The sequence below is a fragment of the Streptomyces showdoensis genome (assembly GCF_039535475.1).
Taxonomy (GTDB): Bacteria; Actinomycetota; Actinomycetes; order Streptomycetales; family Streptomycetaceae; genus Streptomyces; species Streptomyces showdoensis.
Genome location: NZ_BAAAXG010000013.1, coordinates 72,710 through 87,510, shown reverse-complemented (window position 1 = coordinate 87,510; position 14,801 = coordinate 72,710). Strand labels below are relative to the sequence as shown.

The following is a 14,801-nucleotide window of genomic DNA, read 5'->3' as shown; positions in this document are numbered from 1 at the left end:
CGCTCAGGCCCCCGGCAGGCCCAGGGCGGCCGCCAGGCGGGCGCGGTGCCAGGACGGGGGGCCGAAGAGCTGGGCGGAGGCGTGGGCGCGCTTGAAGTAGCGGTGGGCCTCGTGTTCCCAGGTGATGCCGATGCCCCCGTGCAGCTGGATCATCTCGCCGGCCACCGCCGAGAACGCCTCCGAGCAGGCCGACTTGGCGGCCGCCGCCAGGCGGGGCAGCTCCGGGTCGCCCCCGGCGGCGGCGAAGGAGGCGCCGAGCGCGGCCGAGCGGGCCGACTCCACCAGGACGTAGGCGTCCGCCAGGCGGTGCTTGACCGCCTGGAAGGAGCCGATGGGGCGGCCGAACTGGACCCGCTCCCGGGCGTAGCCGAGCGTGACGTCGAGGGCGCGCGCGGCGGCGCCGACCTGTTCGGCGGCGAGGGCCGTGCAGGCCAGGTCCAGCACGTGCCGCAGCACCCGCTCGCCGTCGCCCTCCGGGCCGAGGAGCCGGCCCTCCGCCCCGGAGAGCACCACGCGTGCCTGGGCCCGGGTGGCGTCCATCGTGACCACCGCCTCGCGGCGCACGCCCGGGGCGTCCGCGGGGACTTCGAAGAGCGAGACCCCGGCCGCCGAGCGGGCCGCGACGAGCAGCAGCCCGGCTCCCGCGCCGTCCAGCACGTGCTCCTTGGTGCCGGTGATCCGCCAGCGCCCTCCGGGGGCGGGGCCGGCCTCGGCCCGTACGGCCGACACGTCCCAGGAACCGTGCTCGGCCCAGGCCAGGGCCCCGACCACGGCCCCCGAGGCCAGTTCCGGCAGCAGCCGCGCGCGGGCCGCCCGGTCGCCCGAGGCGAGCAGCGCGCCCACGACGAGGACCGCGGAGCCGAGGTACGGAACCGGGCTCAGCTCCCGGCCGAGCTCCTCCATCACCACGCCGACCTCCACGGCCCCGCACCCGGCGCCGCCGTACTCCTCGGGGACGGCGAGTCCGGCGACGCCGATCCGTTCGGCCAGCGGGCGCCAGGACGCGTCACCGGGGTGGCGTTCGAGCACGGCGCGGACCGCGGACCGCAGTTCCCGCTGTTCCTCCGTCAGCCTCATGCCTCCGCTCCCGTCGACGCCGGCGGGGGTGCCAGGACGCGGGCGCGGCAGGCCGCGGGGGTGCCCCAGGCGTCGCGGAGGGGGCGGGCCTTGCGGATCCACAGGGCGAGGTCCAGCTCCTCCGTGTAGCCGACGGCGCCGTGGAGCTGCAGGGCCGTGCGGGCGGCGGCGTAGGCGGCCTCGCCCGCCGTGACCTTCGCCGCCGCGACCTCGGCGGCGGCGTGACCGGCTCCGTCCGCCAGGGCCAGGGCGGCGGAGTCGAGCAGGGGCCGCGCGAACTCCAGGGCGATCAGCGTGTCGGCGAGCCGGTGCTTGACGGCCTGGAAGGAGCCGATGGCGACCCCGAACTGGGTGCGCTGCTTCACGTACGCGACGGTCCGGTCGAGCAGGGCGCGGCCGAGGCCCAGGCACTGGGCGGCGGTGGCCAGGGCGGCGAGTTCCGCGGCGTGCGCGGCCGCGGCGGCGACCGCCGGGCCCCGCGCCAGCACGGTGCCGCCGAGCGGGCGGGCGAGCCGGCGGGCGGGGTCGGCCGAGGGCTGGACGCGGCCGTGGCCCTCCGCCAGGCGGACGGTGTCGCCCTCGACGAGGAGGACGGCGTCGGCGGCGTCCGGGTCCAGGGCGTACGGGCCGCCGAACTCCGGCGCGCAGAGCGAGACGAGGGCCTTCCCGGAGGCGATCTGCGGCAGCCAGGTCGAGGCCGCGGCACCGTCGAGCCGGTCGAGGAGGGCCGCCGCGGCGACGGTCTCCACGAGCGGGCCGGGGACGGCGTGGCGGCCCAGTTCGGTGAAGGCGACGGTCAGGTCGAGGGGGAGCGGGCCCAGGCCCTCGTGCCGCTCCGGCACGGCGAGGGCGAGGACGCCCGCCTCCGCGAGCCTCGCCCAGAGCGCGCGGCCGGGCGCGGAGTCCCCGGCGCCCCAGGCCCGTACGGTCCGGGGGGTGTCCGCCGCGGTGAGCAGGGCGTCGAGGGAACGGGCGAACTCCCGCTGCTCGTCGTCGAGGAGGAAGCGCATCACCGGCGTCCCTTCGGCAGGCCGAGCACGCGCTCGGCGATGATGTCGCGCTGGATCTCGTTGGTGCCGGCGTAGATGGGGCCGGCGAGGGAGAAGGTGTGGCCCTCGGCCCAGCCGCCGTGCGCGGGAGCCTCTCCGGCCGCGTCGGACAGTTCGCCGTACGGTCCCAGGAGGTCGAGCGCGGTCTCGTGGAGGGCGATGTCGAGCTCGGACCAGAACACCTTGTTGAGGCTGGACTCGGCGCCGATGGAGCCGCCGGCGGCGATCCGTGAGGCGTTGGCGTAGGTGAAGAGGCGGTAGGCCCGGGCCCCGATGACGGCGTTGGCGACCCGGTCGCGCAGGGCGGTGTCGGCCGGGTCGGCGTTCTCCCGCCACAGCCCGGTGAGGCGCTCGGCGGCGGCGGTGAACCGGCCGGGGCTGCGCAGGGTCAGCCCGCGCTCGTTGCCCGCGGTGCTCATGGCGACCCGCCAGCCCTCGCCCGGCGCGCCGATCACGTCCGCGTCGGGCACGAAGACCTCGTCGAGGAAGAGTTCGGCGAAGGCGGGCTTGCCGTCGAGCCGCCCGATGGGCCGTACGGTGACCCCGTCGGCGTCCAGTGGGAACATCAGGTAGGTCAGGCCCTGGTGCGGCTTCGCGGCGCCGGGGTCGCTGCGGAACAGGCCGAAGGCGCGGTCGGCGAAGGCGGCCCGGGACGACCAGGTCTTCTGGCCGCTCAGGAGCCAGCCGCCGTCGGTGCGGCGGGCCGTGGAGCGCAGCGAGGCCAGGTCGGAGCCCGATTCCGGCTCGGACCAGGCCTGGGCCCAGATGACCTCGCCGCTCGCCATGGTGGGCAGCACGCGGGCGCGCTGTTCGTCGGTGCCGTGCTCGAAGAGGGTGGGGGCGAGGAGGTTGATGCCGTTCTGGCTGACCCGGCCGGGGGCGCCGGCCGCGTAGTACTCCTCCTCGAAGACCAGCCAGCGGAGGATCGAGGCACCCCGGCCGCCGTACTCCTCGGGCCAGGAGACCACCGACCAGCGGTCCGCGTGCAGGGTCCGCTCCCACTCCCGGTGGGCGGCGAAGCCCTCCTCCGTCTCCAGGGAGGGCAGGGGGGTGCCGGGCACGTGGGCGGTGAGCCAGGCGCGGGCCTCGGCCCGGAAGGCGTCCTCCGCCGGTGAGAAGTGCAGGTCCATCAGGCTCCCGCCGCCTTCATCGAGCGTATGTCCATGCCGCCGAGGGAGTCCGGGGCCGTCTCGGCGTTGTGCGCGTGCGCGAGGTGGTGCAGTCCGAAGACCGAGTCCATGCCGGTGTGCAGGCCCTGGAGGTCCTCGGCCTGGTTGACGGCGCGCTTGGTCAGGGCCAGGCCCATCCGGGGCATCTCGGCGATGCGGTTCGCCAACGCCAGCGTGCGTTCGGCGAGTTCGGCGGTGGGGACGACCCGGTTGACCATGCCGACCTCGTAGGCGCGGCGGGCGTCCATCCGGTCGCCCGTGTACAGGAACTCCTTGGCGATGCGCGGGGGCATCACCCAGGGGTGGGCGAAGTACTCCACGCCGGGGATGCCCATGCGGACCACGGGGTCGGCGAAGAAGGCGTCCTCGGCGGCGACGATCAGGTCGCAGACCCAGGCGAGCATCAGGCCGCCGGCGACGCAGGCGCCCTGCACCGAGGCGATCACGGGCTTGGGCAGTTCGCGCCAGCGCCGGCACATGCCCAGGTAGACCTCGGACTCGCGGGCGAAGCGGCTCTCCGCCCCCGCCTTGTCGGAGTGGTCCCACCAGAGTCCGGCCGTGCGGTCGAACGGCAGGTGGGCGTCCCGCTCGGGGGTGCCGATGTCGTGGCCGGCGGAGAAGTGCCTCCCCGCTCCGGCGAGCACGACCACCTTGACCTCGTCTTCCCCGGCGGCGCGGTAGAAGGCGCGGTCGAGGGCGTAGGTCATCGCGGAGTTCTGGGCGTTGCGGTATTCGGGCCGGTCCATGGTGACCACGGCCACCGGCCCCCGGCGTTCATAGCGGACAGGTGCCGTCCGTGCGGGTGACCCGGACGCGGTGCGGGCAGCGGACATCCGCCCTCCTTCCCTAACAAGTGTTTGGTAGGTTAACGTGCGAGCATGAGCGACGTCGAGCAGTTCCGCCGAGAGATCCGCAGCTGGCTGCGCTCCCACCTCACGGGAGAGTTCGCGGCCCTGCGCGGCCGCGGCGGCCCCGGACGGGAACACGAGGCCCACGCCGAACGCCTCGCCTGGGAACGGCACATGGCCGCCGCCGGCTGGACCTGCGTCGGCTGGCCCAAGGAGTACGGCGGGCGGGGCGCGACCCTCGAACAGCAGGTCGCCTTCCACGAGGAGTACGCCCTCGCCGACGCCCCCGCGCACGTCAACCACATCGGCGAGCAGCTCCTGGGACCCACGCTCATCGCCTTCGGCACCCCCGAGCAGCGGGCACGCTTCCTCCCCCGGATCGTCGCCGCCGAGGAACTGTGGTGCCAGGGCTACTCCGAGCCGGACGCCGGCTCGGACCTGGCCAACGTGCGGACCCGCGCCGAGCGGGACGGCGACGCGTGGGTCGTCACCGGGCAGAAGGTGTGGACCTCGCTCGCGCACGAGGCCGACTGGTGCTTCGTCGTGGCCCGCACGGAGCCGGGATCGGTCCGCCACCGGGGCCTCTCCTACCTCCTCGTCCCGCTGGACCAGCCGGGCGTGGAGATCAGGCCGATCGTCCAGCTGACCGCCACCTCGGAGTTCAACGAGGTCTTCTTCGACGGCGCCCGCACCCACGCCTCCCACCTCGTCGGCGCCCCCGGCGACGGCTGGCGGGTGGCCATGGCCACCCTCGGCTTCGAGCGGGGCGTGTCCACCCTCGGCCAGCAGGTCGGCTTCCGCCGCGAACTGGAGGCCGTCATCGACCTCGCCCGGCGCAACGGCGCCGCCGACGACCCGCTGATCCGCGACCGGATCGCCCGCGCCTGGATCGGCCTGGAGACCATCCGGTTCAACGCCCTGCGCATGCTCGGCGGCGTCGCGGCCGGCGCCCCGGGCCCCGAGGCGTCGATCGGGAAGATCTTCTGGGCCACCTGGCACCGGGAACTGGGCGAACTGGCCATGGAGGTCTGCGGCGCCGACGGCATGCTGGCCGCCGGCGAGCCGTACGACCTCACCGACTGGCAGCGGCTGTACCTCTTCTCCCGCTCCGACACCATCTACGCCGGCTCCAACGAGATCCAGCGGAACATCATCGCCGAGCGCGTCCTCGGCCTGCCCAAGGAGGTCCGCCCGTGACCGCTCCGCAGACACCGCCGCCCTACCTGCCGGGCCACGGCCTGCTCGCCGGACGCACCGCCGTCGTCACCGCCGCCGCCGGCGCCGGGATCGGCGGGGCGACCGCCCGGCGGCTCCTGGAGGAGGGCGCGCGGGTGGTCCTCTCCGACGCCCACGCCCGCCGGCTGGGGGAGTCCGAGGCGGAGCTGGCCGCCGAGTTCGGCGCCGGCCGCGTCGCCGCCCTGCCCTGCGACGTCACCGACGAGAGCCAGGTGGCCGCCCTGCTCGACCTCGTCGAGGAGCGCCACGGACGCCTCGACATCGTCGTCAACAACGCGGGCCTCGGCGGCACCGCCGACCTGGTCGACATGACCGACGCCCAGTGGGACAAGGTCCTCGACGTCACCCTGAACGGCACCTTCCGCTGCACCCGCGCCGCCCTGCGCCGCATGAAGGCCGCCGGCGGAGGCGGCGTCGTCGTCAACAACGCCTCGGTGGTCGGCTGGCGGGCCCAGCGGGGCCAGGCCCACTACGCCGCGGCCAAGGCCGGCGTGATGGCCCTCACCCGCTGCGCCGCCGTGGAGGCCGCCGCGTACGGAGTGCGGGTCAACGCCGTCTCCCCGAGCCTCGCCATGCACCCGCACCTGGTGAAGGTCACCACCCCCGAGCTCCTGGCCGAGCTCACCTCCCGCGAGGCGTTCGGGCGCTACGCGGAGCCGTGGGAGGTGGCCAACGTGATCGTCTTCCTCGCCAGCGGGTACTCCTCGTACCTGACCGGCGAGGTCCTCTCCGTCAGCAGCCAGCACCCGTGAGACCGGCCCCGGAGCGGCGCCGCGAGATCCTGGACACGGCGGCCGAGGTGTTCGCCTCCGAGGGGTACGACGCCACCACGGTGCGCCGCATCGCGGACGCGGCCGGCCTGCTCGCGGGCAGCCTCTACCACCACTTCGACTCCAAGGAGTCGATGCTCGACGAGATCCTCCGCGCGTTCCTGGACGAGCTGTGGGCCCGCTACGACGCCGTGCTCGCCGCGGCGCTCGGGCCCCGGGAGACCCTGGAGAACCTCGTCACCGAGTCCTTCCGGGAGATCGACCGGCACCGCGCCGCCGTCGCCATCTACCAGAAGGAGTCCGGGCACCTGCGCCGGCAGCCGCGCTTCGGCTATCTCGCCGACTCGCAGCGGAGGTTCGAGGACTCCTGGCTCAGGACCCTGGAGCGCGGCGTGGCCGCCGGGGTCTTCCGCGCCGACCTCGACGTCCGGCTCACCTACCGCTTCGTCCGCGACACCGTCTGGGTCGCCGCGTCCTGGTACCGGCCGGGCGGACAGCACAGCCCCGAGGAGATCGCCCGCCAGTACCTGTCGATGGTGCTGGAGGGCGTCGCCCTCGGGAACGGACACCGACGTACGAACAAGGAGTGATCATGGCCGAGGCCTACATCGTCGAAGCGGTACGCACCCCGGTGGGCCGGCGCAACGGCGGACTGTCCGCCGTCCACCCGGCCGACCTCGGAGCCCACGTCCTGAAGGCTCTGATGGAGCGCGCGGGCGCCGACCCGGCAGCCGTCGAGGACGTCGTCTTCGGCTGCCTCGACACCGTCGGCCCGCAGGCCGGCGACATAGCCCGCACCGCCTGGCTGGCCGCCGGGCTCCCCGAGGAGGTGCCCGGCACCACCGTGGACCGGCAGTGCGGCTCCTCCCAGCAGGCGCTGCACTTCGCCGCGCAGGGCGTCCTGTCCGGCACCCAGGACCTCGTCGTCGCCGGCGGCGTGCAGAACATGTCGATGATCCCCATCGCCTTCGCCAGCCGGCAGGCCGCCGACCCGCTCGGCCTGACCGAAGGCCCGTACCTGGGCTCCGTGGGCTGGCGCGCCCGGTACGGCGACCGGCCGGTCAACCAGTTCCACGGCGCCGAACTCATCGCCACGAAGTGGGGCATCTCCCGCGCGGACATGGAGGAGTTCGCCCTGCGCTCGCACCAGCGGGCCGCCCGGGCCGTCGACGAGGGCCGCTTCGACCGGGAGATCGTCCCGTACGGCGAGGTCACCACTGACGAGGGCCCGCGCCGCGACACCACCCTGGAGAAGATGGCCGGCCTGAAGCCGGTGGTCGAGGGCGGCCGGCTGACCGCCGCGGTCTCCTCGCAGGTCTCCGACGGGGCCTCGGCGGTGCTCATCGCCTCGGAACGCGCCGTACGGGAACACGGACTGACGCCGCGCGCCCGGGTCCACCACCTGTCCGTACGGGGCGAGGACCCGATCCGCATGCTGTCCGCCCCCATCCCGGCGACCGCGTACGCGCTGAAGAAGGCGGGGATGACGCTCGACGAGATCGACCTGGTGGAGATCAACGAGGCCTTCGCCTCGGTCGTCCTCGCCTGGCTCAAGGAGACCGGCGCCGACCCGGAGAAGGTCAACGTCAACGGCGGCGCCATCGCCCTCGGCCACCCGCTCGGCGCGACCGGCACCAAGCTGACCACCACCCTGCTCCACGAACTGGAGCGCACCGGCGGCCGCTACGGCCTGCAGACGATGTGCGAGGGCGGCGGCCAGGCGAACGTGACGATCATCGAGCGTCTCTGACGCTCCCCGTTCCGCCGCCGAACAGCTGCGCCCACACGGTGTGATCGGTGCGGGGACCGCCCGGGGTCTCCGCACCGTACACCGCGATCTCGGCGTCGATGTCGAGCGGCCGGGTGGGCGAGGTCATCGCGGCGAGCTCCCCGGCGACGGCGGCGTCGGGCACCAGCCAGCACACCTCGAACTCGATGCCGTCCGGGTCCCGGGCGTAGAGGGCCTTGACGGAGGCGTGGTCGCTCGCCCCCGTCAGGGCCCCGGCCCCGGTCAGCCGCGCCCGCAGGCGCCGCAGCTCGGCGAGGGTGTCGACCTCCCAGGCCAGGTGGTAGAGCCCGACCCGCCCCGTACGGTGGCCGGTTCCCGGTTCGGCCGCCGGGAACAGCCCGAGGTCGTGATCGTTGGCGGAACCCGCCGCCTGGAGGAAGACCGCCCCGGGGAGCGCCTGCGGCAGCGGCCGGAAGCCGAGGACGTCGCGGTAGAAGGCGGTGCTCCGCGCCAGGTCGGAGACGAAGAGGACGGCGTGGTTCAGCCGCTGCACGGGCATGGCGGGGTCCGTTCGGGGTCGGTGCGGGGGAGGGCGGGCCGGGGGACGGAGGCACCCCGGAGAGGGGCCGGCCGCCATCCCGCCAAACGCTTGTTAGGGGGACGGTAGCAGGGGCGAACGCCCCGCACCGGGGCGGCCCGACGGCCTTTCCCGCTCACCGGGAACGGGCGCTCCCCCTGGTCACGGGCCCCGGCCTAGCCTCGCCGGACAGCCCCGACCCCGCAGGAGGACCCGCCATGCTCACGGACCGCCAGAGACGCGAGGCGGCCGAGCGGCTCCGCTCCGCCGAACACGGTGTCACGCCCGTGGCCCCGCTGACCGAGACCTTCCCGGGCATCGACACCGAGGACGCGTACGAGATCCAGCTCGTCAACATCCGGCACCGCCTGGCCGCCGGCGCGCAGGTGCGCGGCCACAAGGTCGGCCTCTCGTCCCCGGTCATGCAGCGGATGATGGGCGTCGACGAACCGGACTACGGGCACCTGCTCCACGACATGGAGCTGCGCTCCGACGTCCCCGTCCCGGTCGCCCGCTACTGCCGGCCGCGGGTCGAGGTCGAGATCGGGTTCGTCCTCGGCGACGACCTGCCGGACGAGGGCTGCACCCCGGCGGACGTGCTCGCCGCCACCGAACGCGTGGTGCCCGCCCTGGAACTGATCGACAGCCGGATCCGCGACTGGCGGATCACCATCGCCGACACCATCGCGGACAACGCCTCCTCGGCCGGGTACGTCCTCGGCGAGGGCCGCGACCCCCGCGCGCTCGACCTCGGGGCCGTCGAGGCCCGGCTGGACCGCGGCGGCGAGCTCCTCGCCGAGGGCCGCGGCGACGCCGTGCTCGGCGACCCGGCCCGCGCCGTCGCCTGGCTCGCCCGGACCGTCGCCCGCTTCGGCGTCTCCCTGAAGAAGGGGCACGTGGTGCTGCCCGGCTCGTGCACCCGGGCCGTCGACGTGACCGCCGGGGCGACCTTCACCGCCGACCTCACCGGGCTCGGCCCGGTCTCCCTCTCCTTCATCTGAGGTGATGATGACCATCAGGACCAAGGCGACCGCCGCCATCGTCGGATCCGGCAACATCGGTACCGACCTGCTCTACAAGCTCCAGCGCTCCGCCTACGTCGAACCCCGCTGGATGATCGGCGTCGACCCCGGCAGCGAGGGCCTCGCCCGTGCGGCCCGCGCCGGCCTGGAGGCCAGCCACGAGGGCGTCGACTGGCTCCTCGCCCAGGACGAGAGGCCCGACCTCGTCTTCGAGGCCACCAGCGCCCACGTCCACCGGGCCAACGCCCCGCGCTACGCCGAGCTCGGCATCAAGGCGGTCGACCTGACCCCCGCGGCCGTCGGCCCGGCCGTCGTACCGCCGGCCAACCTCCGCGAACACCTCGACCGGCCCAACGTCAACATGATCACCTGCGGCGGGCAGGCCACCATCCCGATGGTGTACGCGGTCTCGCGCGTCGTGCCCGTCGCGTACGCGGAGATCGTCGCCTCGGTGGCCTCCGTCTCGGCCGGCCCCGGCACCCGGGCGAACATCGACGAGTTCACCCGCACCACCTCCCGCGGCATCGAGACCATCGGGGGTGCCGAGCGCGGCAAGGCGATCATCATCCTCAACCCGGCCGACCCGCCCGTCATCATGCGCGACACCGTCTTCTGCGCCGTCCCCGAGGACGCCGACCGGGCCGCCATCGCCGTCTCGGTGAAGGAGGTCGCGGACCAGGTCGCCGCCTACGTGCCCGGCTACCGGCTCCGCGCCGAACCGCAGTTCGACGACCCGAGCGCGGAGAACGGCGGCATGGCCCGCGTCGCGATCTTCCTGGAGGTGGAGGGCGCCGGCGACTACCTGCCGCCCTACGCCGGAAACCTCGACATCATGACCGCCGCCGCCACCAAGGTCGGCGAGGAGTTCGCCAAGGCGATCCTCGCCCCGGGCGCCTAAGGAGCACCCCATGCCCTACTCGGACACCCTCGACATCCGGATCACCGACTCCTCGCTGCGCGACGGCTCGCACGCGAAGCGGCACCAGTTCACCGCCGACGACGTACGGTCGGTCGTCGCCGCCCTCGACGAGGCCGGCGTCCCGGTGATCGAGGTGACCCACGGCGACGGACTCGGCGGCTCCTCGTTCACCTACGGCTTCTCCAGGACGCCCGAACAGGAACTCGTCAAGGCCGCGGTCGACACCGCGCGGCGGGCCCGGATCGCCTTCCTCATGCTCCCCGGACTCGGCGTCAAGGACGACATCCGGGCCGCCCACGCCAACGGCGCGAGCATCTGCCGCATCGCGACCCACTGCACCGAGGCCGACATCGCCGACCAGCACTTCGGCCTCGCCCGGGAACGGGGCCTGGAGACCGTCGGCTTCCTGATGATGGCCCACTCCACGACCCCCGAGAACCTGGCCCGCCAGGGCCGCGTCATGGCCGACGCCGGCTGCCAGTGCGTGTACGTGGTCGACTCCGCGGGCGCCATGGTCATGGACGACGTCACCGCCCGGGTCGAGGCCCTGGTCGCGGAACTCGGCGACGACGCCCAGGTCGGCTTCCACGGCCACGAGAACCTGGCCCTCGGCACCGGCAACTCCCTCGCCGCCATCAAGGCCGGAGCCCTCCAGATCGACGGCTCCACCCGCCGGCTCGGTGCCGGCGCGGGCAACACCGCCGTGGAGGCGCTGGTCGCCGTCTGCGCCAAGATGGGCATCCGCACCGGCGTCGACGTACTGAAGATCATCGACGCGGCCGAGGACGTGGTCCGACCGGTCATGGACGAGGAGTGCCGGCTCGACCGGCTCGCCCTGCTGATGGGCCACGCCGGCGTCTACTCCAGCTTCCTCAAGCACGCCTACCGGCAGGCGGAGCGCTACGGCGTCTCCGGTGCCGAGATCCTCCTGCGCGCGGGCGAACGCCGCCTGGTCGGCGGCCAGGAGGACCAGCTGATCGACATCGCCCTGGAACTCGCCGCACAGCGGCACTGAACGACCGACGACGGCGACGACAGCTACGACGGCCATGACGGCCATGACGGCCATGACGGCCATGACGGCAACGACAGCGACGAGAGCAACGAGAGGGACGAGATGACTGCGCTCGACGACGAGATCAGGGTCATCGAGACGGGCCGGCCGCCGGCCCGCTTCGCCCGGGGCTGGCACTGCCTCGGCCTCGCCGACACCTTCAAGGACGGACAACCGCACGAGATCGAGGCGTTCGGCACCAAGCTGGTCGTCTTCCAGGGCCGGGACGACGGAGAACTCCACGTCCTGAACGCCTACTGCCCGCACATGGGCGGCAACCTCGCCCAGGGCACCGTCAAGGGCGACGCCGTCGCCTGCCCCTTCCACGACTGGCGCTGGTCGGGCGACGGACGCTGCGCCGGCATCCCGTACGCCCGCAGGGTCCCGCCCCGTGCCAGGACCCGCGCCTGGACCTCGCTGGAGCGGAACAGGCAGCTCTTCGTCTGGAACGACCCCGAGGGCAACCCGCCGCCCCCCGAGGTCACCGTCCCCGAGATCGAGGGCGTCCACGGCCCGGACGCCGACCAGTGGAGCGACTGGACCTGGAAGACCCTCCGGGTCGAGGGCGCCAACTGCCGCGAGATCGTCGACAACGTCGTGGACATGGCGCACTTCTACTACGTCCACTACGGGTTCCCCGAGTACTTCAAGAACGTCTTCGACGGCCATGTCGCCACGCAGTACATGGAGAGCAGCCCCCGCGCCGACATGGAACTGGGCACCCTCAGCTCCGGCCGGCTGCGCTCCGACGCCTCCTACTTCGGCCCCTCGTACATGATCGACCTCCTCTACAGCGACGTCGGCGGCGGCGCGGAGATGGAGATCGTCCTGATCAACTGCCACTACCCGATCGACGAGAACAGCTTCCTCCTCCAGTACGGCGCGATCGTCAAGCGGCTGCCCGGCATGACCGACGAGCAGGCCGCGGAGGCCGCCCGGCTCGCCGCGGAGGGCGCCGCCGTCGGCTTCGAGCAGGACGTGGAGATCTGGCGGAACAAGACCCGGATCGACAACCCCCTGCTCACCGAGGAGGACGGCCCGGTCTACCAACTGCGCCGCTGGTACGAGCAGTTCTACGTCGACGCCGCCGACGTCAAGGACGAGATGACCCGCCGCTTCGAGTTCGAGATCGACACCCGGCGGGCGAACGCGGCCTGGCGCGCCGAGGTCGAGGAGAACCTCGCCCGCCGCGCGGCGGAGCCGGGGAACGGAGCCTGACGTGCGAGCGGTGGAGTGCGCGGCCTGCGGAAACCAGGTCCTGTGCGAGAAGTTCAGCGTCGCCCACACCTCCGTGCAGTGGACCGCCGACGCGGCCGCCGTCTGCGCGGAGTTCGGCGACGCGGGGGGCCGGGCCGGCACCACGGCCCGGATCAGGAGCTGCCGGGCCCTCGGGGCGAGCATCGACCGCGCGGTCGCGGACGGCGCCCTGACCGTCGGCACCCCGGACTCCGGCGACCAGGGCGCCGCCGCGGAGGCCGTCGATGGCTGAGCCCACCACCGGGTCCCGCACCCACCGGCTGCGGGTCGTCGAGGTCGTCGCCGAGACGGCCGACACGCACTCCCTCGTGCTCCAGGCACCGCCGGAGAGCGCGGACCGCTTCGCGTACCGGCCCGGGCAGTTCCTCACCCTGAAGCTGCCCGGCGCGGACGGCCTCCCGGCCGCCCGCTGCTACTCCCTCGCGAGCTCGCCGCACACCGGCGAGCCCCTGAGGATCACCGTCAAACGGGTCGCCGGCGGACACGGCTCCAACTGGGTCTGCGACCACGTGGCGGCGGGGGACGAGGTGGAGGCGCTGCCCCCGGCCGGCACCTTCACCCCCGCCTCCCTCGACCGCGACCTGCTGCTCGTCGCCGGAGGCAGCGGCATCACCCCCGTCCTGTCCATCGCCAAGTCGGCCCTGGCCGAGGGCCGGGGCCGGGTGGTGCTCCTGTACGCCAACCGCGACGAGTCCTCGGTCGTCTTCCGCGAGGAACTGCGGGCGCTGACCCAGGACCACCCGCACCGGCTGCTCGTGCTCCACTGGCTCGCCTCGCTCCAGGGCCTGCCCGCCGTCGACCGGCTGGCGGCCACGCTCGCCCCGTACGCCGACCGCGAGGCCTTCGTCTGCGGCCCGGGGCCCCTCATGGACGCCGTCGAGCAGGCCCTGCGCACGCTCGGCGCACCCGCCGACCGCATCCACCGCGAATGCTTCTTCTCCCTCGGCCCGGACGTCTTCGACGCGCCGACGGTGCCGGCGGACACCCCGGCCGGACCGGTCCGCACGGCCGAGGTCGAACTCGACGGGGAGCGCCACACGGTCGGCTGGCCGGCGACGGCCCCCCTGCTCGACGCGCTCCTGGCCGCGGGCGTGGACGCCCCGTACTCCTGCCGGGAGGGGGCGTGCAGCGCCTGCACCTGCCGGGTCCTCGCGGGCGAGGTCACGATGGTCCGCAACGAGGTCCTGGACGACCGGGACCTCGCCGAGGGGTACGTCCTCGCCTGCCAGGCCCTCCCGCTCACCGAGCGGGTCGAGATCACCTACTCCTGAGGAAGGACCCGCCATGCCCCGAACCTGCCTGGTCACCGGAGCGGCCTCCGGCATCGGCCACGCCACCGCGGCCCTGCTGCGGCAGCGCGGCCACACCGTCATCGGCGCCGACCTCCACGCCGGGGACATCCGCGCCGACCTGGCCACCGACGAGGGGCGGGCCGCACTCGTGGCCCGCGCGCGCGAGCTGACGGGCGGGCGCCTCGACGCCGTCGTCTGCTGTGCGGGCGTCGCCCGCTTCGACCCCGTCACGATCAGGCTCAACCACTTCGGCGCCGTCGCCACCCTCGACGGGCTGCTGCCCCTGCTGGCGGCCGGCACCGCGCCACGGGCGGTCGTCGTCGGCTCCATCGACTCCGTCCACCCCACGGACCCCGAGACCGTGGCCGCCGCGCTCGCCGGGGACGAGGCGGCGGCGGTGGCTGCCGCGCGGGCCGCCGTCGACCGGGGCGAGGGACACCTCGTCTACTCCTCCTCCAAGGCGGCGCTCTCCCGCTGGGTCCGCCGCACGGCCGTCACCGACGCCTGGGCCGGCGCCGGCGTCACCCTCAACGCCGTCGCCCCCGGCGTCGTCGTCACGCCGCTGACCCGGCCGCTGCTCGACGACCCCGCGACCCGCGCGCTGGTCGAGCGCGCCGTGCCGATGCCGCTGCACGGCCACGCCCGCCCCGAGCAGATCGCCCCGCTGATCGCCTGGCTGGCCTCGCCCGAGAACGCCCTCGTCACCGGTCAGGTCGTCTTCGCCGACGGGGGCGCCGACGCGGTCCTGCGCGGCGACGGCACCTGGTGACACCGCACCCGTACCCCCACACCCCGCACCCTC

The 14,801-nt window shown here is 74.1% G+C and carries 16 protein-coding genes; 11 read left to right on the top strand and 5 right to left on the bottom strand.

Translation table 11 applies throughout. The annotated features are described in order from the left end of the window. Nucleotides 1-3: 3 nt before the first annotated feature. Genes ABD981_RS09435 through ABD981_RS09420 form a run of 4 tightly spaced genes read right to left on the bottom strand, consistent with a single transcriptional unit; the run spans nt 4 to nt 4,128 of the window. The gene (locus ABD981_RS09435; RefSeq protein ID WP_046907595.1) at nt 4-1,077 is read right to left on the bottom strand and encodes an acyl-CoA dehydrogenase family protein; all 1,074 of its coding nucleotides are present in this window, start codon (nt 1,075-1,077) and stop codon (nt 4-6) included. Beyond that, on the bottom strand, nt 1,074-2,087 hold the full coding sequence (locus tag ABD981_RS09430; protein WP_046907594.1) for an acyl-CoA dehydrogenase family protein: 1,014 nt from the start codon (nt 2,085-2,087) through the stop codon (nt 1,074-1,076). Before ABD981_RS09430 ends, ABD981_RS09435 begins: the two co-directional genes overlap by 4 nt. Then, nucleotides 2,087-3,256, bottom strand: a complete 1,170-nt coding sequence (locus tag ABD981_RS09425) for an acyl-CoA dehydrogenase family protein (RefSeq protein WP_046907593.1) — start codon at nt 3,254-3,256, stop codon at nt 2,087-2,089. Before ABD981_RS09425 ends, ABD981_RS09430 begins: the two co-directional genes overlap by 1 nt. Next, nucleotides 3,256-4,128, bottom strand: a complete 873-nt coding sequence (locus tag ABD981_RS09420) for an enoyl-CoA hydratase (protein WP_046907592.1) — start codon at nt 4,126-4,128, stop codon at nt 3,256-3,258. Before ABD981_RS09420 ends, ABD981_RS09425 begins: the two co-directional genes overlap by 1 nt. A 45-nt stretch (nt 4,129-4,173) precedes the next feature. On the opposite strand from ABD981_RS09420, the gene ABD981_RS09415 reads away from it, so the two are divergent. Genes ABD981_RS09415 through ABD981_RS09400 form a run of 4 tightly spaced genes read left to right on the top strand, consistent with a single transcriptional unit; the run spans nt 4,174 to nt 7,899 of the window. After that, a complete protein-coding gene (locus tag ABD981_RS09415) occupies nt 4,174-5,340 on the top strand; it encodes an acyl-CoA dehydrogenase family protein (RefSeq protein ID WP_046907591.1) in 1,167 nt (388 codons plus the stop codon). After that, nucleotides 5,337-6,131, top strand: a complete 795-nt coding sequence (locus ABD981_RS09410; RefSeq protein WP_046907590.1) for an SDR family oxidoreductase — start codon at nt 5,337-5,339, stop codon at nt 6,129-6,131. The genes ABD981_RS09415 and ABD981_RS09410 overlap by 4 nt, the downstream gene beginning before the upstream one ends. Next, nucleotides 6,128-6,739, top strand: a complete 612-nt coding sequence (locus ABD981_RS09405) for a TetR/AcrR family transcriptional regulator (RefSeq protein ID WP_046907589.1) — start codon at nt 6,128-6,130, stop codon at nt 6,737-6,739. Before ABD981_RS09410 ends, ABD981_RS09405 begins: the two co-directional genes overlap by 4 nt. A 2-nt stretch (nt 6,740-6,741) precedes the next feature. Beyond that, the gene (locus ABD981_RS09400; RefSeq protein ID WP_046907588.1) at nt 6,742-7,899 is read left to right on the top strand and encodes an acetyl-CoA C-acetyltransferase; all 1,158 of its coding nucleotides are present in this window, start codon (nt 6,742-6,744) and stop codon (nt 7,897-7,899) included. Here ABD981_RS09400 and ABD981_RS09395 read toward each other — a convergent pair. Beyond that, complete coding sequence (locus tag ABD981_RS09395; RefSeq protein ID WP_046907587.1) at nt 7,883-8,437, bottom strand: VOC family protein; 555 nt, start codon at nt 8,435-8,437, stop codon at nt 7,883-7,885. The genes ABD981_RS09400 and ABD981_RS09395 overlap by 17 nt on opposite strands. 236 nt (nt 8,438-8,673) lie before the next feature. Between ABD981_RS09395 and ABD981_RS09390 the strand changes: the two genes are divergently transcribed. The 7 genes from ABD981_RS09390 to ABD981_RS09360 all read left to right on the top strand — a co-directional run bounded on the left by ABD981_RS09390 (nt 8,674) and on the right by ABD981_RS09360 (nt 14,768). Next, the gene (locus tag ABD981_RS09390) at nt 8,674-9,456 is read left to right on the top strand and encodes a 2-keto-4-pentenoate hydratase (RefSeq protein ID WP_046907586.1); all 783 of its coding nucleotides are present in this window, start codon (nt 8,674-8,676) and stop codon (nt 9,454-9,456) included. Between the two features lie 7 nt (nt 9,457-9,463). Beyond that, a complete protein-coding gene (locus tag ABD981_RS09385) occupies nt 9,464-10,375 on the top strand; it encodes an acetaldehyde dehydrogenase (acetylating) (protein WP_205628155.1) in 912 nt (303 codons plus the stop codon). 10 nt (nt 10,376-10,385) lie between these two features. Beyond that, nucleotides 10,386-11,411, top strand: coding sequence for a 4-hydroxy-2-oxovalerate aldolase (dmpG, locus tag ABD981_RS09380; protein ID WP_046907585.1), 1,026 nt, complete (start codon nt 10,386-10,388; stop codon nt 11,409-11,411). Nucleotides 11,412-11,513: 102 nt separating this feature from the next. Continuing rightward, complete coding sequence (locus ABD981_RS09375) at nt 11,514-12,668, top strand: 3-ketosteroid-9-alpha-monooxygenase, oxygenase component (protein WP_046907584.1); 1,155 nt, start codon at nt 11,514-11,516, stop codon at nt 12,666-12,668. Between the two features lies 1 nt (nt 12,669). Beyond that, nucleotides 12,670-12,939 carry a hypothetical protein gene (locus tag ABD981_RS09370; protein WP_046907583.1) on the top strand — a complete coding sequence of 90 codons (270 nt, stop codon included), beginning with the start codon at nt 12,670-12,672 and terminating at the stop codon, nt 12,937-12,939. Then, a complete protein-coding gene (locus ABD981_RS09365) occupies nt 12,932-13,978 on the top strand; it encodes a ferredoxin--NADP reductase (protein ID WP_046907582.1) in 1,047 nt (348 codons plus the stop codon). Before ABD981_RS09370 ends, ABD981_RS09365 begins: the two co-directional genes overlap by 8 nt. A 13-nt stretch (nt 13,979-13,991) precedes the next feature. Then, nucleotides 13,992-14,768 carry an SDR family oxidoreductase gene (locus ABD981_RS09360; RefSeq protein ID WP_046907581.1) on the top strand — a complete coding sequence of 259 codons (777 nt, stop codon included), beginning with the start codon at nt 13,992-13,994 and terminating at the stop codon, nt 14,766-14,768. Nucleotides 14,769-14,801: the final 33 nt, after the last annotated feature.

What these genes read in the sequence shown, in the direction of transcription:
- ABD981_RS09400 (WP_046907588.1), top strand. Translation starts at nt 6,742, where the DNA reads ATGGCCGAGGCCTACATCGTCGAAGCGGTACGCACCCCGGTGGGCCGG.
- ABD981_RS09395 (WP_046907587.1), bottom strand. Translation starts at nt 8,437, where the DNA reads ATGCCCGTGCAGCGGCTGAACCACGCCGTCCTCTTCGTCTCCGACCTG.
- ABD981_RS09430 (WP_046907594.1), bottom strand. Translation starts at nt 2,087, where the DNA reads ATGCGCTTCCTCCTCGACGACGAGCAGCGGGAGTTCGCCCGTTCCCTC.
- ABD981_RS09360 (WP_046907581.1), top strand. Translation starts at nt 13,992, where the DNA reads ATGCCCCGAACCTGCCTGGTCACCGGAGCGGCCTCCGGCATCGGCCAC.
- ABD981_RS09365 (WP_046907582.1), top strand. Translation starts at nt 12,932, where the DNA reads ATGGCTGAGCCCACCACCGGGTCCCGCACCCACCGGCTGCGGGTCGTC.
- ABD981_RS09415 (WP_046907591.1), top strand. Translation starts at nt 4,174, where the DNA reads ATGAGCGACGTCGAGCAGTTCCGCCGAGAGATCCGCAGCTGGCTGCGC.
- ABD981_RS09435 (WP_046907595.1), bottom strand. Translation starts at nt 1,077, where the DNA reads ATGAGGCTGACGGAGGAACAGCGGGAACTGCGGTCCGCGGTCCGCGCC.
- ABD981_RS09420 (WP_046907592.1), bottom strand. Translation starts at nt 4,128, where the DNA reads ATGTCCGCTGCCCGCACCGCGTCCGGGTCACCCGCACGGACGGCACCT.
- ABD981_RS09385 (WP_205628155.1), top strand. Translation starts at nt 9,464, where the DNA reads ATGACCATCAGGACCAAGGCGACCGCCGCCATCGTCGGATCCGGCAAC.
- ABD981_RS09425 (WP_046907593.1), bottom strand. Translation starts at nt 3,256, where the DNA reads ATGGACCTGCACTTCTCACCGGCGGAGGACGCCTTCCGGGCCGAGGCC.
- ABD981_RS09375 (WP_046907584.1), top strand. Translation starts at nt 11,514, where the DNA reads ATGACTGCGCTCGACGACGAGATCAGGGTCATCGAGACGGGCCGGCCG.
- dmpG (WP_046907585.1), top strand. Translation starts at nt 10,386, where the DNA reads ATGCCCTACTCGGACACCCTCGACATCCGGATCACCGACTCCTCGCTG.
- ABD981_RS09390 (WP_046907586.1), top strand. Translation starts at nt 8,674, where the DNA reads ATGCTCACGGACCGCCAGAGACGCGAGGCGGCCGAGCGGCTCCGCTCC.